At 50.9% G+C, this 20,123-nt stretch carries 18 protein-coding genes; 12 read left to right on the forward strand and 6 right to left on the reverse strand.

Annotation, left to right across the window (positions count from 1 at the left end; genetic code table 11):
- Positions 1-52: 52 nt before the first annotated feature.
- The 5 genes from lpdA to R2083_RS12385 all read left to right on the forward strand — a co-directional run bounded on the left by lpdA (position 53) and on the right by R2083_RS12385 (position 5,716).
- Positions 53-1,813, forward strand: coding sequence for a dihydrolipoyl dehydrogenase (gene lpdA, locus R2083_RS12365; protein WP_317538651.1), 1,761 nt, complete (start codon positions 53-55; stop codon positions 1,811-1,813).
- A gap of 68 nt (positions 1,814-1,881) precedes the next feature.
- Positions 1,882-2,280: a hypothetical protein gene (locus R2083_RS12370; RefSeq protein ID WP_317531552.1), complete on the forward strand. Its 399-nt coding sequence runs from the start codon at positions 1,882-1,884 to the stop codon at positions 2,278-2,280.
- A gap of 148 nt (positions 2,281-2,428) precedes the next feature.
- Complete coding sequence (locus R2083_RS12375; protein ID WP_317538652.1) at positions 2,429-3,190, forward strand: ATP-dependent zinc protease; 762 nt, start codon at positions 2,429-2,431, stop codon at positions 3,188-3,190.
- Positions 3,190-4,740 (forward strand): inactive transglutaminase family protein, encoded by a 1,551-nt coding sequence (locus tag R2083_RS12380; protein WP_317531554.1) that lies wholly within the window; start codon positions 3,190-3,192, stop codon positions 4,738-4,740. Before R2083_RS12375 ends, R2083_RS12380 begins: the two co-directional genes overlap by 1 nt.
- Positions 4,721-5,716 carry an alpha-L-glutamate ligase-like protein gene (locus R2083_RS12385; RefSeq protein WP_317531555.1) on the forward strand — a complete coding sequence of 332 codons (996 nt, stop codon included), beginning with the start codon at positions 4,721-4,723 and terminating at the stop codon, positions 5,714-5,716. The genes R2083_RS12380 and R2083_RS12385 overlap by 20 nt, the downstream gene beginning before the upstream one ends.
- A 10-nt stretch (positions 5,717-5,726) precedes the next feature.
- Here the strand turns inward: R2083_RS12385 and R2083_RS12390 are convergent, their stop codons facing one another.
- Positions 5,727-7,391 carry a diguanylate cyclase gene (locus tag R2083_RS12390; protein WP_317531556.1) on the reverse strand — a complete coding sequence of 555 codons (1,665 nt, stop codon included), beginning with the start codon at positions 7,389-7,391 and terminating at the stop codon, positions 5,727-5,729.
- Positions 7,392-7,814: 423 nt separating this feature from the next.
- On the opposite strand from R2083_RS12390, the gene R2083_RS12395 reads away from it, so the two are divergent.
- Together R2083_RS12395 and R2083_RS12400 are read left to right on the forward strand one after the other, a co-directional pair.
- The gene (locus R2083_RS12395) at positions 7,815-8,696 is read left to right on the forward strand and encodes an alpha/beta hydrolase (protein WP_317531557.1); all 882 of its coding nucleotides are present in this window, start codon (positions 7,815-7,817) and stop codon (positions 8,694-8,696) included.
- 104 nt (positions 8,697-8,800) lie between these two features.
- A complete protein-coding gene (locus tag R2083_RS12400; RefSeq protein WP_317531558.1) occupies positions 8,801-9,235 on the forward strand; it encodes a universal stress protein in 435 nt (144 codons plus the stop codon).
- Positions 9,236-9,272: 37 nt separating this feature from the next.
- Here the strand turns inward: R2083_RS12400 and R2083_RS12405 are convergent, their stop codons facing one another.
- Positions 9,273-10,079, reverse strand: a complete 807-nt coding sequence (locus tag R2083_RS12405; RefSeq protein ID WP_317531559.1) for an outer membrane protein assembly factor BamD — start codon at positions 10,077-10,079, stop codon at positions 9,273-9,275.
- Between R2083_RS12405 and rluD the strand changes: the two genes are divergently transcribed.
- Positions 10,078-11,133, forward strand: a complete 1,056-nt coding sequence (gene rluD / locus R2083_RS12410) for a 23S rRNA pseudouridine(1911/1915/1917) synthase RluD (RefSeq protein WP_317531560.1) — start codon at positions 10,078-10,080, stop codon at positions 11,131-11,133. The genes R2083_RS12405 and rluD overlap by 2 nt on opposite strands.
- 449 nt (positions 11,134-11,582) lie before the next feature.
- On the forward strand, positions 11,583-13,295 hold the full coding sequence (locus R2083_RS12415; RefSeq protein ID WP_317531561.1) for a vanadium-dependent haloperoxidase: 1,713 nt from the start codon (positions 11,583-11,585) through the stop codon (positions 13,293-13,295).
- Between the two features lie 239 nt (positions 13,296-13,534).
- Here the strand turns inward: R2083_RS12415 and R2083_RS12420 are convergent, their stop codons facing one another.
- Entirely contained in the window at positions 13,535-14,932 is a 1,398-nt protein-coding gene (locus R2083_RS12420; RefSeq protein ID WP_317531562.1) for a porin, read from the reverse strand.
- Positions 14,933-15,369: 437 nt separating this feature from the next.
- Between R2083_RS12420 and R2083_RS12425 the strand changes: the two genes are divergently transcribed.
- Positions 15,370-16,242 carry a flagellar brake protein gene (locus R2083_RS12425; protein ID WP_317531563.1) on the forward strand — a complete coding sequence of 291 codons (873 nt, stop codon included), beginning with the start codon at positions 15,370-15,372 and terminating at the stop codon, positions 16,240-16,242.
- A gap of 37 nt (positions 16,243-16,279) precedes the next feature.
- Here the strand turns inward: R2083_RS12425 and R2083_RS12430 are convergent, their stop codons facing one another.
- Both R2083_RS12430 and dinB read right to left on the reverse strand, forming a co-directional pair.
- Positions 16,280-16,945, reverse strand: a complete 666-nt coding sequence (locus R2083_RS12430; protein ID WP_317531564.1) for a CAAX prenyl protease-related protein — start codon at positions 16,943-16,945, stop codon at positions 16,280-16,282.
- Positions 16,946-17,113: 168 nt separating this feature from the next.
- Positions 17,114-18,271, reverse strand: coding sequence for a DNA polymerase IV (gene dinB, locus R2083_RS12435; protein ID WP_317531565.1), 1,158 nt, complete (start codon positions 18,269-18,271; stop codon positions 17,114-17,116).
- Positions 18,272-18,404: 133 nt separating this feature from the next.
- Here dinB and R2083_RS12440 point away from each other — a divergent pair, with 133 nt between their 5' ends.
- Together R2083_RS12440 and R2083_RS12445 are read left to right on the forward strand one after the other, a co-directional pair.
- Entirely contained in the window at positions 18,405-18,659 is a 255-nt protein-coding gene (locus R2083_RS12440; protein WP_317532090.1) for a GIY-YIG nuclease family protein, read from the forward strand.
- An 8-nt stretch (positions 18,660-18,667) separates the two neighbouring features.
- The gene (locus R2083_RS12445; RefSeq protein ID WP_317531566.1) at positions 18,668-19,060 is read left to right on the forward strand and encodes a YchJ family protein; all 393 of its coding nucleotides are present in this window, start codon (positions 18,668-18,670) and stop codon (positions 19,058-19,060) included.
- A 64-nt stretch (positions 19,061-19,124) separates the two neighbouring features.
- Here the strand turns inward: R2083_RS12445 and R2083_RS12450 are convergent, their stop codons facing one another.
- Complete coding sequence (locus tag R2083_RS12450; protein WP_317531567.1) at positions 19,125-20,093, reverse strand: hypothetical protein; 969 nt, start codon at positions 20,091-20,093, stop codon at positions 19,125-19,127.
- Between the last annotated feature and the right edge of the window lie 30 nt (positions 20,094-20,123).

Here is a 20,123-nt window from a genome sequence, read left to right on the forward strand (position 1 = left end):
ACTTTTTCGCATCAAACCGAGTGCATGGCACTCACTTATCAACCAGGGTGTTATGACGCAAACTGTTGAAATAAAAATTCCCGATATCGGTGATTTCAAGGATGTTCCGGTCATCGAAGTGCTCGTTGCACCCGGCGATAAAGTTGAAAAAGAAACTTCGCTGATCACGCTGGAAACCGACAAAGCTTCGCTGGAAGTACCCGCGCCGCAAGCCGGGGTGGTGCAAGATCTCAAGGTTAAGGTCGGCGATAAAGTGTCGGAAGGCACCGTCATTCTCACTCTGGCAGTCACGGAGCAATCTGCCGCACCGGTGCACCCGGAAGTAACTACTCAAGAACACGAACAAGCACCTGCTCAACCAGCTGCGCCAGCACCCGCCGCATCTTCGCAATCCATCGTTCCGGGCGATATGCACGCGGATGTCGTGGTATTGGGCGCGGGTCCCGGCGGCTATACCGCCGCTTTCCGCGCGGCCGATCTGGGCAAGAAAGTCATTCTGATCGAACGCTATTCGTCGCTCGGCGGCGTGTGCCTGAATGTCGGCTGCATTCCGTCCAAAGCGTTGCTGCACGCGGCCAAAGTCATCACCGAAGCGGAGGAAGTGGCGTCGCATGGAATTGTATTCGGCAAACCGCAAGTCGACCTCGATAAACTGCGCGGCTGGAAGGAATCGGTCATTGTCAAACTAACGAAGGGGCTGAAAGCGTTAGCCAAACAGCGCAAGGTCGAAGTCGTGCACGGCAGCGGAAAATTTGCCACAGCACACAGCATTCAAGTCGAAACGGCGGAAGGATTGAAAACGGTTTCGTTCGAGCACTGCATTATCGCCGCCGGTTCCAGCGTCACGCGCATTCCCGGTTTTCCGTACGACGATCCGCGTCTGATCGATTCTACCGGCGCGCTGGCGCTGAGCGATGTGCCGCAACGCATGCTGATCATCGGCGGCGGCATTATCGGCCTGGAAATGGCCACGGTTTATGCCGCGCTGGGCAGTAAAATCAGCGTGGTGGAATGGATGGATCAATTGATTCCGGGCGCCGATGCAGACCTGGTCAAACCGCTGCAGCGCCGCATCGGCAAACGCTACGAAGCGATCTATCTGAAAACCAAAGTCACGAAAATAGAAGCTACCGAAGCCGGATTGACCGCCACCTTCGACGGTGACAACGCACCGCAACCGCAAACGTACGACCGCATTCTGATGGCGGTTGGACGCCGTCCGAATGGACGCGAGATCGGCGCCGAAGCAATCGGCATTCAGGTCAACGAACGTGGTTTTATCCTGGTCGATCCGCAAATGCGCACGAACGTGCCGCATATTTTCGCTATCGGCGATATCGTGGGCGAACCGATGCTGGCGCATAAAGCCAGCCACGAAGGCAAACTGGCCGCCGAAGTGATCGCCGGGCACAAAGCCATCTTCGACGCGCGCACGATTCCGTCGGTCGCCTACACCGATCCTGAAATCGCTTGGATGGGCCTGACCGAAAAAGAGGCGATCAAGCAAGGTATCGATTACGAAAAAGCCGTCTTCCCGTGGGCTGCCAGCGGCCGCGCGATCTCGATGGCGCGGGAAGAAGGCTTGACGCAACTGCTGCTGGATAAAACCACGCGCCGCATACTCGGCGCTGGCATGACCGGTGTCAACGCCGGTGAGTTGATTGCCGAGACGGTGCTGGCGCTGGAAATGGGTGCGGACATGCAGGATCTCAGCCTAACCATCCATCCGCATCCGACACTTTCGGAAACCGTGCTGTTTGCCGCGGAGATAGCGGAAGGAACTATTACCGATCTTTTCCTGCCCAAGAAATAGCCTTCTGCACCGGCATTGACTTCCCGCTCCGCTCCCTTAATGAATTCCAACTTGTTACCGCATTGATCATGATCTCAAAAAAAACCTTTTTGCTTTTATCCGCATGGCTGATAGTCTTAACCGGATTCACCGGTCAGGCATGGGCAACGCATATATCCCAGCCAATTCTGATCGATCCCAAGACGCAGTACACCATCGGAGAAACCATTGTTTTGCATGGCAGAGTGGATTACAACGAACAACCGGCACCCGATGTTTTGCTCAACTTTAAGTTGACCCGCTCGGACGGATCGGTAGCTGCCGATCAATCCTATCCGAGCGATCAGAACGGGCTGTTTGAATTCAAGTTCGATACCCGCAATGAAAAAACAGGGAGCTTTCAATTTACCGTGACGTCGCACTGCCTGGAAATTCACCGCTACGCCTGCACGTACAAAAACCAGACCTTATCGATTCATCTACAATAACAACGCACACAATTATCTTGCCGGATGAACCGCTGTATCGCCCTATTGGCGGACATTGCGATGAAGCATCGGGCACAACCGGCCCATTTTACGGGTACCATTTATCCGGCAGTAATGCCATACTCTCAAAGAATTAGAAAACACGGTCATGAGAATCACTCATTCATACTACTCCACTAAAATTTCCGGCCATTGCTTAATCCTACTGCTCGTGTGCTTCATGCTCTCCGCTTGCAATCCGCAGTCCGATCCATTATCCGAGCGCGAAGCCCGCGTCAATGCACGGGAATCCGAGCTGGTCACGTTGTTCGCCGAACTGGTCGAGCTGAAAAAATCGCTGGAAAAAGATCAGACGGACAAACCTTCCACTGGCGATGACAATGCCGGCGCTCCCAAAGCGGATGGATGCGTTTGCGAGAATACGGAAGCATCCGCCGCGCTGAAAGACGCCGGGAAAATCGACGCAAAAACCGTGCTGGGTGGTATAGAGATCGTGCATCTTGATCCGCCGGGCCTTGAATTCAGCGCACGCATCGATACCGGCGCGCAAACGTCGTCGTTGAATGCACTGGACATTGTCGAATTCGAGCGGGATGGAAAACCCTTTGTGAAATTCAATTTAATTCACCCGCAAACCGGGGAGAAAATAGAACTCACCCGGCGTCTGCGCCGCTACGCGCGCGTCAAGGAGCTGGGAAACCGGGAATCGCAACGCCGCCCGGTGGTTAGAATGCGCGTGATACTGGCCGATATCGATGAGCAGATCAACTTCACCTTGGAAAATCGCAGCCGGTTTAAGCACCAGGTGCTGATCGGACGCAACTTGCTGCAAGACCTGGCCATTGTCGATGTCAGTAAAAAACCCGCTCCGGTTACAGCCGATAATCCCGCAGCCGCCACGACAAAATAATGTATGCCAAATTAAGACTCTATATTGTAGTCATCCTGCTCCTGGGATTGGGAATCGGCTTGACCTTGTACAAGCATTTCGCTTTGGGGTTTCCGTTATCGCCGGATGACAAAAAATCAGTGTGGACCATCGAAGCCAGAATCGATTTTGTTGCACGTGGCGATCCCGTTATCGTTTCCTTCGCGCTACCACCCGAAACCCCCAATACTGTTTTTATGGAAGAAGATTTTGCCTCTTCCGATTACAGCTTCAGCGAATTGACTTCCCCGTCGGGACGCCGCGCGCAGTGGAGTAAAAGGGCGGCATCCGGCTTGCAGACAGCTTATTATCGCCTGAGTATGTACGAAACCGGCCAGCTCACCCAGCCACCCGATACGCCAGACCTGCCCCCGGAACCGGAGAAACCGGAATTTGATGAAGTCATTAAAACCGCAGCAACCACATTGCTGGATCAGGTGCGCAGTAGATCCGCCAACACCGAAATTTTTACCCGGGAACTGATCACGACGTTAAATTCCAAAGCACCCAGCCAGAACTTGAGTTTGCTGATTAATGATCAGTCCAGTGAAGATTACAAAACCCACCTGATCATCAACTTGCTGGCGTTGGAAGGCATCAGCGCGCGCATCGTGCGTGGTTTGTACTTGGAAGATGGCCGCCGCAGACAGTCGCTGACCAATTTTGTGGAAGTGTATATCGGTAACGAATGGTTGCTGTTCAACCAAAACTCGGGAAAAAGCGGAAAACCGAAAAAATTCCTGGTCTGGCAACGTGGCGACCAATCCCTGCTGGATGTGGTCGGCGGTAAAAACTCGCAGATATCCTTTTCCATTATCCGCAATATTCATTCCACCCGGGATTTGGTGGTGCGCGACAGTATGAACAAGCAAGCCGGCATCATCGACTTTTCCATTTACAGCTTGCCGATCGAGCAACAGAATGCGTTCAAAATGATTTTGCTGTTGCCGATCGGCGCATTGATTGTGGTGATCATGCGCTTGCTGGTCGGTCTCCGCACGTCCGGCACGTTCATGCCGATCCTGATTGCACTGGCGCTGATACAGACCACATTGCTCACCGGCCTCATCATTTTTCTCACCGTGGTGGGCACGGGGCTGCTGATCCGATCCTATTTGTCGCGACTGAACTTATTGTTTGTCGCGCGCATCTCGGCGGTGATCATTGTGGTCATCGCCATTATTGCGAGTATCAGCATCCTCAGTAACAAACTCGGCCTCGATCAGGCCATGACCGTGACTTTCTTCCCGATGATCATTCTGTCCTGGACCATTGAGCGCATGTCGGTGCTGTGGGAGGAAGACGGCCCCCGGGAAGTTTTCATCCAGGGTGGCGGCAGTTTGTTGACTGCGGTGATTGCGTATTTATTTATGACCAACCGCACGATTGAATATTTAACCTTTAATTTTCCCGAGCTGATGCTGGTCAATCTGGCACTGATCCTGATTCTTGGACAATATACCGGTTACCGTTTATCCGAGCTGTACCGTTTTCACGCCCTGGAACGACGCAATGTTGCTGGCAAGCGCTAAGAAGCTGCGGAGTTTCGGCATTATCGGCATGAACCAAAGAAATTTTGGTTTGATCTCGCGCTATAATCCGCGCCACTTATATCCGCTGGTCGATGACAAGTTAAAAACCAAACTGCTGGCGCAGCAAGCCGGGGTCACCGTGCCCAAATTGCTCGGTACCGTGCAGTATCAGCATGATGTGAAGTCGCTGAAGGAAATATTGCATCCATACAGCCAGTTTGTCATCAAACCGGTCAAGGGCAGCGGCGGCAAAGGTATTCTGGTGATTACCGAACATGACCATAATCTTTACTTCAAACCCAGCGGCGATGCGATACAACTGGCCGACATCGAACGGCATGTATCGAATATTCTGAGCGGATTGCATAGCTTGGGCGGCAAACCGGATACCGTGATGATCGAATCGCTGATCCAGCTTGACCCGGTTTTCTCCGATTACAGTTATGAAGGTATTCCCGATATCCGCATCATCGTGTTGCGCGGTTATCCCATCATGTCTATGCTGCGGCTGACCACGCACGCTTCCGATGGCAAGGCGAATCTGCATCAGGGCGCGGTCGGCGTTGGCATCGACATCGGAACAGGCCGGGCGTTACATGCGGTGCAGTACGGCGAATCCGTCACGCACCACCCGGATACACGCAAGACTTTTGCCGAATTGACCGTACCGCATTGGGATAAGCTATTGCAGCTGGCTGCCGCTTGTTATGAGATGACTGGTTTGGGTTATTTGGGTGCGGACTTGGTGTTGGATAGGGATCAAGGGCCGATGATCATCGAGCTCAACGCCCGCCCCGGGCTTGCCATTCAGGTGGCTAATCGCGCCGGTCTGGCGCCGCGCGTTGCGGTCATCGAAGCGATCGAAACTATTGATTCCGATCCACAATCCCGCGCCGCTTTCAGTAAGCGGCAATTCGCTTTCGATACGGATATCCATCCGCCCCGCTTGCTGCGTACCCGCAGCGATGACCGGTAACTACGCGGATTCAATCCCCGGCATTCACGATCACCTTGTTGCGCCCTCTTTGTTTCGCTTGATAAAGCGCTTTATCAGCTGCTTCGCTCAGGCTCACGGCATCGGAAAAATGCGCGAGATCGGCAATCCCGCAGCTGAAGTTGACTGAAAACTCTTCATCGTGGCTCAGATGCAGCAAGCGCGAGAAAACCGTGCGTATCTCATCAATCACTTTGGCCGCCGACGCCGCATCGGTATCGTTCATGATCACGGCGAATTCCTCGCCGCCGTAACGTCCGACGATATCCGTTTCGCGCAAACGCTGTTTCAGTAGCCGCGCCAGGCTCTTGAGCACACGATCGCCTGCGGCGTGTCCGTAGGTGTCATTCACTTTCTTGAAGAAGTCGATATCCACCATCGCCAGCGAGAGCGGCGAGCTCAAACGGCTGGATCGTATCACTTCGCGCGCCAATTCTTCCTTGATCGCGGTGTGATTGAGCAAACCGGTTAAACCGTCATGAATCATCATCGAACGCAAAAAGCGCGCGCGCGTCGCCCGTGTCGTCACGGCCGAAACCAAATGCCCGGCCCCGATCGGTTTGACCAGAAAATCATCGCCGCACAAGCTCATGGCTTCCGCTTGTGTATTGAAATCATTTTCCGAAGAAAGATATACGATTGGGGTGCTCAGAAAACCATCGATTTGCCGGATGACTCGCGCCAGTTCAACGCCGTTACACCCTGGCATATACAGATCCATCAGAATCAGATCGGGATTGAAATCGTTCAATGCGCCCAGCAGCTTCAGCGGTTCGCCCACGGTTTTCACCAGCATCCCGGCTTGTTCCAGTATCGTGGCGTGGTACGCCAATATGGTTTGACTATCGTCCACAATCAATACCCGGAACGGCTCCTGAATTTGCGAGGCGGTAATCAAATCGAGTTGATCAATCAATTCGGTGGAGTTGATCGGCTTGGTGAAATACGCCACGCCGCCGGCACGCACGGCACCGAGCCGGTAAGCCATCGCATCGTGCGTTGAGATAAAGATCACCCGGGCCGGTTGCGCCAGCTCTTTCTGAATCTGTTCCATGACCAGAATCCCGCCCATTTCATCTTCCGGAAACTCAACATCCATCAGGATAATGGCATCGGGCCTGTGCTGCACGGCGGCGCGGAATTTATCCAGGTGGTTGAATACCTCCACTTCGTAACCGTAATAGCGCAGTTGCAGTGCAAGCTCCTGCGCGGCTTCGGCATCCGCTTCCACGACATATATCAGGCTGGATGTTTGCGCGTTCGGCAACAATGCATTTTCGTCATGAACCGTCGCAGCGGCATCCTGTGCTTGCTTGGATTCCTGCTCGATAGAAATCCGCTTCAAGGCGTCGATCTGCTGCAAAATCCGGCTCGATTGCGAATCGTCTACCGGAGTCGTAACCTGCAACATGCTTTTCAGGATTTTTTCCAGCGCACGTGCTTCAACACTCAGTTCCGGGTAACCGAACGTTTTACCATTGCTGACCAAATGGTGCACGGAACGATGCATTTCCTGCAAAGCTTTGCTATCCCATTCCGACCGCAGCTTTTGCCATAGAGACTCAATCTCACTGATCCGGTGCGGCAGCTCTTGCGCAAATGCAGCCAACACCAAACGCATCCTTTCCTGAAATTCTTTGTGCTCTTTAGTAATCATGATAAGGTATCCAATCCTGCCTAAGCTTTGCAGTTTAATGCATAGGATTTATGTCTCTGTGATAAAACCTGCCTTGCCGCGGCAGTCAGAGCAAAAGCATCCATTGCGGGTTAACGTTTCTTACGATCTGTATATCTTTTGCAGCCAGTGTATTCAAAAAAAGGAAATTCAATTTCACAATCTAACCCCTAAAAGTCGATCACTAAATTAATTTACTTTTAAATTTCATTAGCATCATATAGAGAACTGAAAGTGAAATGTCAAAATCATCTCTATCCGGGCTTGTTTATCATCAGTTAAAGTACTCATTAATGTTTTTACCCGATTCCCTGCACTCCAGGTATTACGCCCTATTCAGCAATATTGGCTGGATTAGAAGATAAACAAACATTCCCCGACAACGCTTATCACTCATTTGCAATTATGCAACACACAACTCGCTTCCGGATCCTGCTCATCACCATCGCAACCACCGCCATCACACTCATGCTGTTTTCCCTCGGCCCGCTTCTGACCGCTCCGGCACCCACGGCAGTGAGTACACTGTCAGCGGATTTTCCGGTGGAGTCCGTGGAAATTCCCTCGCAACAAGGAGTCACCGTGCATGGTTGGCTGGCTCGCGGAAAACCCGGTGGCGGTGTGCTGCTGCTGGTGCATTCGATGCGTAGCAACCGGATGGAAATGCTGAGCCGGGCGCGATTTCTGAAGGATCAAGGATACAGTGTGCTGTTTATCGATCTGCAAGCGCATGGGGAAACTGCCGGAGATCACATTACGTTCGGTTTGCGCGAAGCGGAAAATGTCGAAGCGTCCGTCGCCTTTCTGCGCAAGACCTTTCCGTCCGAGCGGATTGGCGCGATCGGCGCTTCCCTGGGAGCGGCCGCGATTGTGCTCGCGCAGCAGAATCTGAAACTGGACGCTGTCATTCTGGAGTCGCTTCACCCCACCATCGAAGAAGCGGTTGATAACCGGTTAAAGCTGCATTTTGGCGATCATGGCTCGATCCTGTTGCCGCTCATGCTGTGGCAACTATCATTCTACTTGGATGTTTCCCTGGATGCACTGAGTCCGATCACGCGGATCAATAACCTCAGCGCGCCCGTATTGTTCATTTCCGGGACGCATGATGTGCACACAACGCAAACGGAAACCGAACGCTTGTTCGATGCGGCAAGATTTCCCAAGGAATTATGGATTGTCCCCGGCGCGCGGCATTTCAATATGCACAGCTATGCCGGCAGAGAATACGAGCAGCGCGTCAGTGATTTTTTGTCCTATTATCTGCGCCCGCAGGATGACGGATAACACAGTATCATTGCGGCTCTCACGAGCACAGCTATGATAAAGTGCCTGCCTGTTTTAGAATGCGTATTGCCGCTTTTGCATCCACTCAACAAAAAGAACTCAACATGAATCAATATCAGAATATTTTGCTCGCTGTCGATTTTTCCGATCATGGCCAGGCTGTCGCACAAAAAGCGCAATCGCTGGCAGAGCAGTTTAATGCGCAGCTTCACATCATTCATGTGCTGGATAATATTCCCATGCCTGACACACCCTATGGCACGGTGATTTCACTCGATGAAGATTCATCGGATGATTTGCTGGAAGCGGAAAAAAACAAATTAATCCGGATGAGCGATCAACTCGGTATTGCAGCGCAACGGCGCTGGCTGATCTGGGGTGAACCGCAACAGGAAATTATCCGGCTGGCCGCGCAAGAACGGATCGATTTGATTGTCGCCGGTTCCCACGGACGGCACGGATTGGCGGTGCTGATGGGTTCGACGGCGTCAGGCATTCTCTATCACGCGCAATGCGATGTGCTGGCCGTTCATCTGTAAGTGGGTCAGGAAATAACCCAGGTGTGATCGGGCAGCGTCAGTTTCTCCAGAATTGCCACCAGTTTTTTCCGCCCACTTCGGGCAACTCGGTCAAAAAGTAACTTTGCGGAAAATTGATTCGCATCACGCGTTCCGCATCCTCGCGCAAATCGTACATTCCCAGCGCTTCATAGGCTTTGATCATAATATACAAGGCTTCTTCGGTAGCCGGTGTGCGGGGATATTCCTTCACCACGTTTTGCGCCCGGTTGGCTGCGGCGACATAGGCTTTGCGCTTCATATAGTAACGCGCGACGTGAATATCGCTCATGGCGATGGAATTCAGCAAATACGCCATCCGCTGCCTGGAATCAGCCGCATATTTGCTCTCCGGATAACGCGTCACCAGCTCCTTGAAATTCTCAAACGACTCGTACGAAGCTTTTGAATCGCGCTCGCTCATGTCCTGCTTCAGCGGGCCTCTCAGCAAGAACCCCATCATGCCCCAATTATCGTTAAAGTTTGATAATGCCTTAATATAATAAGCATAATCTACATTCTGATGATTCGGATGCAATTTGATAAACCGGTCCGTTGCTGCGATCGCGGAAGCATGCTCTTCGTTTTTATAATGCGCATAAGCAATTTCAAGCTGCGCCTGCTGTGCAATCCGGCCGTAGGGATAACGTGCTTCCAATGATTCATACAGCTTGATAGCCGCAGTATAATTGCCCTCATTAAGTTTTTCTTTCGCCTCCGAATAAAACCTATTGGCCGACCAATCCTGCTGATCTTCCGTGCGATCCTGCAATAATTTGCACGCGGATAACGTTAACAACAGAATAAAAGCTAAACTACGTAACATGACGAATTCCATAAAAAACAAAGATGCAGCCGGAGATTATAGCGTAAAGCCGCCAGCGCAAGCACGCAATGAACTTACCACGCCTGCCATTGAATTAACGATTCCCGCAGATTACGCCGGCTTACGACTTGATCAAGCGTTGGCGAAGCTGCTGCCCGATTGGTCGCGCAGCCGGTTGCAAACTTGGATTAGCGAGGACAGGGTCACGCTGGACGGTGTGAAAGCCAGTGTAAAACAGAAAGTGTGGGGGAATGAACATATCAGGATCTTGCCTCAGGACAGCGCTGCGGAATCGGTGTACACGGCGGAAGCGATCAGCTTGACCATTGTGTACGAAGATGAAGCGCTTATCGTCGTTAACAAGCCCGCCGGTCTCGTTACCCATCCGGGCAATGGCAACTGGCAGGGCACTTTGCTGAATGCCTTGCTGTACCACGCGCCGCAATTGGAAAACGTACCGCGGGCCGGTATCGTTCATCGTTTGGACAAAGACACCAGTGGACTATTGGTCGTGGCCAAAACGCTCGAAGCGCAAACAAACTTGGTGCGCCAGTTGCAGCAACGCACGGTGAAACGCGATTATCTGGCGCTGGTTTTAGGTGAAATGACACAATCGGGTAGTGTCGATGCGCCGGTCGGACGCCACCCCGTTCACCGCACGAAAATGGCGGTAACCCACACAGGAAAACCGGCAGTTACGCATTATCAGGTGCTCGAGAATTTTTCCGGGTGCACTTTGCTTCAATGCAGTCTTGAAACGGGCCGCACACATCAAATACGGGTGCATATGCACTCCATCGGGCACCCGCTGGCGGGCGATCCTGTTTACGGCGGCCATCCCAAGAATATCCAGCAAGCCATCGGACAACGATTAGCTGATTTCCCCCGGCAGGCGCTGCATGCTCAGAAACTGGCGCTCACTCACCCGCAAACACAACAAATGCTGACATGGGAAGCTGAGGTGCCAGCCGATATGGATAATCTATTGCACACAGTGCGGCAATACAGCCAGCCGGATGCTACAGAATTTAATCCAGTTCTTGGATTGGAATGAAACTAGCTTTTTATTCGATCAGCCCGTCTTTAGTCCACTCCAATTCAAAGAAATAACGCCTTATCTTTCATCTCCCGCAAACACTATCTCCCTCATCCATTAAGTTGCCGCAGATTGAATGCACCGGCAACAGCCCAAATCCATGTTGGCCTTACTCCCGTCTCTTCAAGCGGCAATGTCAATCACTCCTATATACATAATTATTATAGATAGATGAATTAATATTGTTTGTCATTATAAATAACGATCGATAAAGTAAGCAGCCATCGGAGTTCGCATCTGATCTGACAGATCGTTTGAAAACGCATTCAAACCAGCATTAAACCTATTCTTCACAGGGTAGCGGCGGCACAGTTAGTTTCTCAACAACCTGTAAGGTGATCGTGCGTTTTCTCCGGCATGCCATTGAAATCTCTTAACTCATCAATCAATTAAATGCAGGAGAGCGCATGAAGAAGATTACAGAAACCGCTATATTGGCTGAGATTGGAACACTGACTAGCTTATCGTCGCTATTGAGCAAAACCTTGGAACACGCAAACCATTCCCAATGGATAGCCGGACGGACACATCTCTATTTAATTTTAGAGGGCATCATGAAAATCTCAATCCATTTATTCTCATTGCCGCATGCCATTATCACCCTTGCTGCAACCATTATTTTATCCGCACCTCCAGCGCACGCTGATGTAATTACCGACTGGAATCAGCATATCGCCAAAGCCACCAAAGGTTTTGATGGCACCACCGGCAGCGGTGTCACGCTGAATTCCAATCTGTCCACCCGCATCTCCGCTATTGCGGCGCGCGCAGTATTCGATGCGGTAAATTCCATCAACCACTTCAGCAGCGGTTATTACTATTACCATCAGAGCAATGCCGGTTCCGCTCAAGCCGCAGCAGCGCAAGCCGCGCACGATGTGATCGTGAGTCAGCTCCCTGCGGCAGATGCTTGGGGACCGACCAGAATCTGGCTGGATACACAGCTCGCCGCTGATTTGGCCGCTTTGGGCGTAACAGCATCAGATCCGGGTATCCAGGCGGGCAAAGAGGCGGCAGCCGCCGCTATTGCCGCGCGGCAGCTTGACAATGCCAGTCCAGCCACAACTTATGGCGCCGCGCTATCGCCAACAACCAATCCCGGCATCGGCCTGTGGCGTCAAAGCAATGCCGGAGCCGGAGTTACCAATCCCAGCACCGGCGCGCCAACCGGGTTTGATGCCAGCGGCGTGATCCAAGGCAGACCGGCCATCGATCTGAACTGGCGGGATGTCACGCCATTCAGCCTGAGTAACTCGGAGAAAGCCAGATTGGTGGCGCTGGTACCCATTTCTCCCGAAGTTGGCAGCCAGGAATATGAGCTGGAGCTGGATTATGTCCAAGCCTATGGCCAGGATACATCCAGCGTTCGCAGCGCCGACCAGACCGCGCAAGCCCTGTACTACAAAATCGATGCCGAGCTCTTCGTCAATGAAGCCGCGCACATCGCCTCCACAGCCAGAGGGTTAACACTGGACCAAAACGCCAAACTATTCGCACTGCTGCACAGCGCTGTCGCCGATGCCCGCATTGCCGCATTCGCTTCCAAATACGAGCAGAAATTTTGGCGGCCGATTACGGCATTGAATGCCGGAACGGATGGCACGGTAACCAATGGCTATAGCGATTGGCGCCCGCTGGCTGCAACCCCATCCCATCCTTCCAACACCTCCGGGCACAGCGCAACCGGCGCCGCAGCGTTTGAAATCTTGCGTGCATTCTTTGGCGATAAGATCAGACCCGATGGAGGAGCTGTCAGTTTGGGCACCCTCCCTTGGCTTACCGGAACTAACAGCGGTACAGGCAACATCACCAGCCGCTCAGTCAAGACGTTCTCGCAAGCACAACTGGAGAATGGCGCCAGCAGGCTTTATCTGGGGGTTCATTTCGGTTTTGACAACTTGCAGGGACAATTGCTGGGATTGGCGGTAGCCAACGCAATCATCAATTCGGATGATCCTGCAGCTGCTAACTTGACGGCAAGAGAGTCGCCCGCTTCCCTCAAACGCATCCGGCATACGCTACTCAAATCTCCCGAGCTTTATGGCTACTACGGGCGGGAATCGCACGATCAATCCGGACTCGATACGATTGATTTTTCGCATCGCCGTCACCACCGGTAAGAATGCAATTCCTCAATGAAGAACTTCGCTTCAAGGCGTAGCGGAGCTCTTCGACAGATCCTCCGAAGCCTACGATGCAGTCATTCCGGGTCGCCGGAGTATTGGGAAGGTATGGATAATCTAATGTACCTGATACAGCAATATCGTATCAATTCACTGCAGAATAAAAAAATGCGCCCAAGGGCGCATTTTTTTGTTTCATATTTCATAACTCTCGTCACATGTATCAAACTATTAACTTAGAAAGGCAAAATCGCATCCAGTGAAAATACGATCTGATCCTTGTTGCCGCCAAAAGGCCGGTAAGCCGAAGCTTGCAGCGATTCGTGCAATGCATCCACACGGTCATAACGGATATTCGGACGGATGTTCAATTGTTTCAATCCTTGCCAGCCGATTTTTAATGTTTTAGCGGCTTTCCAGTTCGCGCCGAGGGTCACTGCATAATAATCGGCGGGAGTACTGGTACCCAACAAGCCGATGTTACTCGCAAAGCTTCTTCCCGTGTAATCGGTTGCCGCGGTCACCCTGCCCGGTGCAAACACACGGAAGCCGTCACGGTCACGAAACCATTCAGCCCGCACACCGACCGATACATCCGGCGTCACATCATAGTAAAAGTGTGAATTAACACCGTACCATTCCGCATCCTTGACAACACCGGAATATATGTTATTAAATAACATAACGTTATCCGCAAAACCGTGATCATGTTGCAGAATCAGATGCGTTTTGTCTGTGAATTTATGTTTCAGGACGATGCTGTACATTCCCCAAAAACTGCTGTTGCGTGTTGAAGTCGTACTACCGGTACCGCTGACATTGAGAGAAGTGTTGTGATCATCACTGCTCCATGTGACACCACCGATCCCGCCCCAATTTTCCATCTGTTTGTCAAAATTACCATCCCAGCCGCCTGTTCCGCTACCGCCGATAGTACCAAACATCGCCACGACGTTTTTATTCACATTGTAGTTACCCAATACGCCGGTATGCGTGAAAGGCTCGCCGTACTGCATCGTATAGGCATGGGTATAGAAAAAGTTATTGGGTGCTGGAACCGTTTCATACCCGATTGGTGTATAGAAATGGCCCACTTTAATATTCAAGCCATTACCAACTGGCGCATATATCTCGGCAAAAGCTTGCGGAATTGCAATGCCATACGTACGGCTGGAATTACAGCATATCTCCAGGTCCCAGTTACCCCTATCCGCCAAGGGCCTGCCGTTATTCACATCAAAAGCGGGATTACCATAAGCTTGGGTGAAAATAGCATCAGTACCGAACATAAAATCAGCCCGGAAACCAAAATCCCAACCTTTGCCTTCTGTTTTTACCCCGCGTTGTATAAAGAAATTTAATTGATTCAATTGAAACCTGTTCGCTTGATCCGCGAAAGTAACCGGTCCCATGAAACCATGTGTCTGGCTTGGGTTAAACGTTGCACCACCTTGCACCCAGCCACCAAATTCAATGCCGCTATTTTTAATTGCTTTGGCAAAAGGATTATTATTTAAACTGTCGGTACTCATCACGCTGTTTGCATGAACACCAGATGAACTCATACCAAGCAGCAACAACCCTCCTGCCACAGCATGCGTCATCTGTTTTTTGTCGATCGCTTTATACGCCATTCTTCCCCCTCTTTAAAAAAGACTATAAAAAATAAACACATAATAGAGCCACAAAAACCATAACTAGCACATGGATTGAACTCTAACACCGAATTGCTTGAAGGGTCAACGCAAACCTTCGGGATATTTGACTGATTAGAAAAAAATATAACACGGAAAATTGTGTTGTGCGCCTTCGTCACTGATACTTGATTCATCACCAGAGTATTAGCGGGAACACACCTTTAATATTTAATTTTTCCTACAATCCGTAGGCAAAATCCTTGCGTTTATTCTATATCTTAACCCTGTAATACACCCACCGCTGTTAAAGTTTTAAAACAACCGCTCCGTTAAAAGCAAATCTGATACTGACAGTTTAAATGCAGGTTCGCGTCCCGTGATCCGATTGACTAGTCCGTTGAGCAAATTTCACGATTAACTTTAAGCAAACGACTATGGATTTGATACCCATACAAACAACAGACTTGATGGTTGGCCAACCGCTGCCGTGGGATTTATTCGATCAGGGTCGTCAACCCATACAAAAGCGCGGTTACATTTTCAAGACGGAAGATGAGTTAAAACAACTGGAAGAATTACCGGTCTTCCGCATGGAAAAGCAAGATCCAGAACAAACGGAACCCGTTACTCAAGCACCGGAAAAAACCGGCTTTGAAGATATGCATCTGAAAGTAGGCCATAAAATGCATCTCACTTTGGCCACTTATTCAAAAAATGCCAGCGAAAACAACTCATGCGCGGTTTCCATGATCGGCTATGTGCCGGACAGCACTTTGATTGTCTCCATGCCTGCATCCGATCAATTAATCGGCGAGCCTTTTATTGAAGGTGAGCAAATTCACGTGCGCTTAATTACCGGGCAATATGCGTATAAATTTACCGTTTTTGTCGACAAGATTATTCGAGTGCCTTTTAAATACTTACACTTGTCTTTCCCCAAAGACATACAAGGTCAAAGTATCCGGAAGTCACGCCGAATCAAATGCAATTTCCCCGCAACAGTTGCTGAGAAATCAATTCCGATCAGCATCACGGATCTCAGTATCTGCGGCGCCGGAATCACGTCAAGCCTGCCATTGGGAACATTAGGTTCGGAAGTCACGCTATCTTTTGCTATCGCTTTACATGACAGGGAAATACCTTTATCCATCAAAGCGACCATCAGATCCGCCAAGCAAAGCGCCAAGAAAAATCAGAAAATAATCTGCACGGGCGTTGAATATACCGGCATCAAACCGGATCAAGTATTCGCGCTACGTCACTTGATTTATCAGGAAATAGTTGAACACCCTGAAAATGTAATTTAAACGATGGCGGGAAGGAATTCCCGCCATCGTTTTCCCTCTACCAGAAACCCCAATTCCCTGTCAGCACGATCCATATACCCAATACCGCATTGGTAACCGCATGCGCGAGAATCGGCAACCACAGCGTTCTGCTACGCGTGTATAACAGACCGTAAACAATACCGGCAAATAACCCCGCCAGCCATAAGCTGTGCGCGAGCGCAAATAAGGCAGCAGCGATGCCGAAGGCTTTAATTCCAACCTGCGCCGGATTGACGGTCAGAAAATTGGGATGCTCAATCCAGCGCATCAGAAATGACCGCCAGAAAAGCTCCTCCATCACCGGAACCACCAGCGCTGCGCCGATGATTCGCACTGTCACAAGAAACCAGTCGATTTCACCGTTATCGCGCGGATCAAATCCCACCGCGTCACCCATCACCATCCAATCGGCCGTCAGATTAATCCACGCGATAAAGACCACAATACCGGCGACCAGCGCAGCCCCCCAAATCCGGAAGCCTGCACCGCTGGGCCAGCGCAATTCACTGTAAGCGCTTCGCATCACCCACAACAAACCGGCCACGACTGCGATTTTCACCACATAGAGCAGACGCAATTCATCAACTTGCCAGCCAAACTTCAACAACACATCTTCCAATATCATGAAAAAAACATAGGCAGCAAAAGGCGCAATCCGGTACAGATTCGTGCGATCAATCATTGATCAATTCCTTATTAAATTTTTGTGATGGGCAACGAACAACAGCGGGTATTCAATCCATGGATCTCATTCCAGCCAGTGTATAAGAGCGGGTAAAAATCAAAATAGCAATAACAACCAGTTACCTGTCCTTTATCGAATATTAACGTCAACCGCGTTGCGATGAAATCACAACACCAGTGGCAATTCCCATTGACGGGAAGCGTCGGCCGCCGGCACGGCAGTCTCGGCGCACAGCGCGCTGACTTTCACACCCAATAACCGGATCTTCTTCTGCAACGGCACCCGGCGTAAACACTCCCCGGCAGCCCTGCGTATCCGGACCGGATCGTTGGTATAGCCAGGCAGAGAAAAATCGCGCGTGATAGTGCGAAAATCCTCGAAACGCAGCTTGATACTGATGGTACGCCCGGCATAGCCCTTGCGTTTCAAATCACCGGCAACCTGCACACACAATGCGGTAAATGCCTCGGATAAGCCGGGGCGATCCTGGCGCGGGTGCAGATCGCGCTCAAACGTGGTTTCCCGGCTGATGGACTTAGGCTCTGCATTCGTAATCACCGGACGATGATCGATCCCGCGCGACACCTCATACAACCAGGCTGAGTAACTGCGCCCGAAGTGAGTCTGAAGCAAACTCAGTTCGGCCTGCGCCAATTCGGCAATCGTCGTGATACCCAGTGACGCGAGCTTACTGGCCGCTTTGGGGCCGATACCGTTGATTTTTCGCACCGGCAGCGGCCAAATCCGCTCCGCGATGTCATCAAACGCCAGGATGGTCAAACCATCGGGCTTCTCCAGATCGGAGCAGATTTTTGCCAACAGTTTATTCGGCGTGATACCAATCGAACACGAAAGCCCGGTCGCGTCTTTCACCGCCTGCTTAATCCGCCGCGCCAGCGGCAGCGTATCTTCCGGCAGACCGGTCAAATCGATATAGATTTCATCGATACCGGAATCTTCAATCTGCGCGGCAATACCGGCAACCGCGCTTTTGAACAAACGCGAATAATGCCGGTAAACAGGAAAATCAACCGGCAGCAGAATCGCATCCGGCGCCAGCTGTGCAGCCTTCATCACCCCCATAGCGGAATGCACACCCAGCGCACGCGCCTCATACGTAGCGGTGGTAATGACACCGCGCCCGGCATAATCGCGCAAACGGTAAAAATGCCGTTTGCCATCGGCTTGCAGCACCGGCTGGTGCTCGTCCCTTCCGCCGATCACGACCGGCAAGCCGCGCAATTCTGGATAACGCAACAGCTCGACCGAGGCGTAAAAAGCATCCATATCCAGATGCGCGATGCGGCGTTGCGGGGTATCCATTGTTTACACGATAGCAAAATGAGGATTGTGATAAATTACACCATAAAACCAATATCAGTGAGCACGGCCTCTTCTTTGGCCACAAGCTTTTTACTTTATGTTTGAGATTGAACGATCAACAAAGAAAATTGATATGCATTGGACAGTCTATATCCTAAGATGCGCCGATGGAAGTCTGTATACCGGAATCACAACCAATCTGACGCGCCGAGTCAAAGCGCACGACGCAGGCAAAGGCGCGCGCTACACCCAAGGCCGTGGGCCATTCCAGCTTGTACACCAAGAATTCCATAAAAACCGCGCAGAAGCGACAAAAAGAGAGCTATCGATAAAATCCCTATCGCGCAGCCAAAAGCTGGAATTAATTTCCGCATACTCAGCATCTTGAGTACCAGCATGAAAAGCACACAAGAATCATCCTGCCCGTGCGGCAGCGGCAAGCCATACAACAGCTGTTGCGGCCGTTATCTGGATCAAAACGAAATTGCCATCACGGCGGAAAACCTGATGCGCTCACGCTACAGCGCCTATACATTGATGCGTGAAGACTATCTGCTGGCCACCTGGCATTCCAATACACGCCCGGCCTCCCTGAATTTGACCGGACAACCGGCGCAGCATTGGCTTAGCTTAACCGTCAAACGGCATGAACAAACTGCTGCGGATCAGGCCATCGTGGAATTTACCGCACGTTACAAAATCAACGGCCGGGCGCACCGCTTGCACGAAATCAGCCGCTTCGTGCGGGAAAATGGCCGGTGGTTTTATGTGGATGGCGAGATTCTGTGAATTTTGCGGGATTGCGCTCCAACACACCCGGCTCTCTGAATCGTAAAAGATGTTCCGCGAGCGCTTAAAACGATGTTTTATTCCCCGTACCGAAAAATTGCGCGATCAAAGCTATAAGATCAACGATTGATTGAATATTCCGCGCACCGGTAAAAAACCGGCCATCTTCGATCATATCGCTCCATAAGAACACACCCAGCCCGCCAATTTCTTTCGATTGATCCAATAAATAGGCATATCGGTATAGTTGATCCATTAGCGTTTCGACATCGTCAAAGAGTTTGTCGGCTAAGAACCCTCCAGGCACTAAAAATAATTTACGGCCTATCGGATTCGCTGATTCGAGCGCCTGCATGGTGCTCCACACCCCTGTTCCATAATCAACGTGTGAGTTATAACCCAGTTCCGGCGAGCCGCAGAAATTAAAATCGCCATAACAATCAAAACCCAAATACTCGGCATCATCCAGCATAATCACGAGTTCATCGGGGTAAGCTTGCTTTTGCAGGACTAACTCAGCCCAAGCTTCAATATGTATCACACCAGCCCCCGGAAATTGCTGTCTAAGCAATCGCCCTACCGATCTCAATGCAGACAAAGTGCCTGCATAGCGATTTTCGATATCATGGCATGCCTTGGGTTTTCCTTCGCTACACGCCTTTCGTATCATCCACAACGGTTCATCGAATAAAAATAAAATTTCTCTATGGTGCACGGCAGACATCTCAATTGCATCAATAATCCCATACGGATCGTTCCGGTACATGCCGGTTTCCGGATCAAACAGAAGCTTGCCTATCGAAATCACCGGAAGCATCTTGTACACATTAGCATCAAGATAGCGTGTAATTTCATCGACACTCTTTGGTATAAATCCAAACGCATTACTGAATTCTGCTATTTCATCGATGTGTTCGACCTCATTCAAAAATGATCCAATGATTTTTTGAGGCCGGTCGGTATTGAAATATGATGCTTGCACATCAACCGGAGATAACAAAACAACCAGCATAAAAGCAATATACTTATCCATACGTCCTCCACTTTTTCACCACGGATTCAG

It is taken from the genome of Nitrosomonas sp. Is35 (genome assembly GCF_033063295.1).
Lineage (GTDB): Bacteria > Pseudomonadota > Gammaproteobacteria > Burkholderiales > Nitrosomonadaceae > Nitrosomonas.

Excerpts from the sequence above, each read along its gene's own strand:
- R2083_RS12375 (WP_317538652.1), top strand. The coding sequence starts at position 2,429 with ATGAGAATCACTCATTCATACTACTCCACTAAAATTTCCGGCCATTGC.
- R2083_RS12430 (WP_317531564.1), bottom strand. The coding sequence starts at position 16,945 with ATGATTGATCGCACGAATCTGTACCGGATTGCGCCTTTTGCTGCCTAT.
- rluD (WP_317531560.1), top strand. The coding sequence starts at position 10,078 with ATGACGAATTCCATAAAAAACAAAGATGCAGCCGGAGATTATAGCGTA.
- R2083_RS12440 (WP_317532090.1), top strand. The coding sequence starts at position 18,405 with ATGCATTGGACAGTCTATATCCTAAGATGCGCCGATGGAAGTCTGTAT.
- R2083_RS12425 (WP_317531563.1), top strand. The coding sequence starts at position 15,370 with ATGGATTTGATACCCATACAAACAACAGACTTGATGGTTGGCCAACCG.
- R2083_RS12450 (WP_317531567.1), bottom strand. The coding sequence starts at position 20,093 with ATGGATAAGTATATTGCTTTTATGCTGGTTGTTTTGTTATCTCCGGTT.
- R2083_RS12370 (WP_317531552.1), top strand. The coding sequence starts at position 1,882 with ATGATCTCAAAAAAAACCTTTTTGCTTTTATCCGCATGGCTGATAGTC.
- R2083_RS12395 (WP_317531557.1), top strand. The coding sequence starts at position 7,815 with ATGCAACACACAACTCGCTTCCGGATCCTGCTCATCACCATCGCAACC.
- R2083_RS12420 (WP_317531562.1), bottom strand. The coding sequence starts at position 14,932 with ATGGCGTATAAAGCGATCGACAAAAAACAGATGACGCATGCTGTGGCA.
- R2083_RS12415 (WP_317531561.1), top strand. The coding sequence starts at position 11,583 with ATGAAGAAGATTACAGAAACCGCTATATTGGCTGAGATTGGAACACTG.
- R2083_RS12380 (WP_317531554.1), top strand. The coding sequence starts at position 3,190 with ATGTATGCCAAATTAAGACTCTATATTGTAGTCATCCTGCTCCTGGGA.
- dinB (WP_317531565.1), bottom strand. The coding sequence starts at position 18,271 with ATGGATACCCCGCAACGCCGCATCGCGCATCTGGATATGGATGCTTTT.
- R2083_RS12405 (WP_317531559.1), bottom strand. The coding sequence starts at position 10,079 with ATGTTACGTAGTTTAGCTTTTATTCTGTTGTTAACGTTATCCGCGTGC.
- R2083_RS12385 (WP_317531555.1), top strand. The coding sequence starts at position 4,721 with ATGTTGCTGGCAAGCGCTAAGAAGCTGCGGAGTTTCGGCATTATCGGC.
- R2083_RS12400 (WP_317531558.1), top strand. The coding sequence starts at position 8,801 with ATGAATCAATATCAGAATATTTTGCTCGCTGTCGATTTTTCCGATCAT.
- R2083_RS12390 (WP_317531556.1), bottom strand. The coding sequence starts at position 7,391 with ATGATTACTAAAGAGCACAAAGAATTTCAGGAAAGGATGCGTTTGGTG.
- lpdA (WP_317538651.1), top strand. The coding sequence starts at position 53 with ATGACGCAAACTGTTGAAATAAAAATTCCCGATATCGGTGATTTCAAG.
- R2083_RS12445 (WP_317531566.1), top strand. The coding sequence starts at position 18,668 with ATGAAAAGCACACAAGAATCATCCTGCCCGTGCGGCAGCGGCAAGCCA.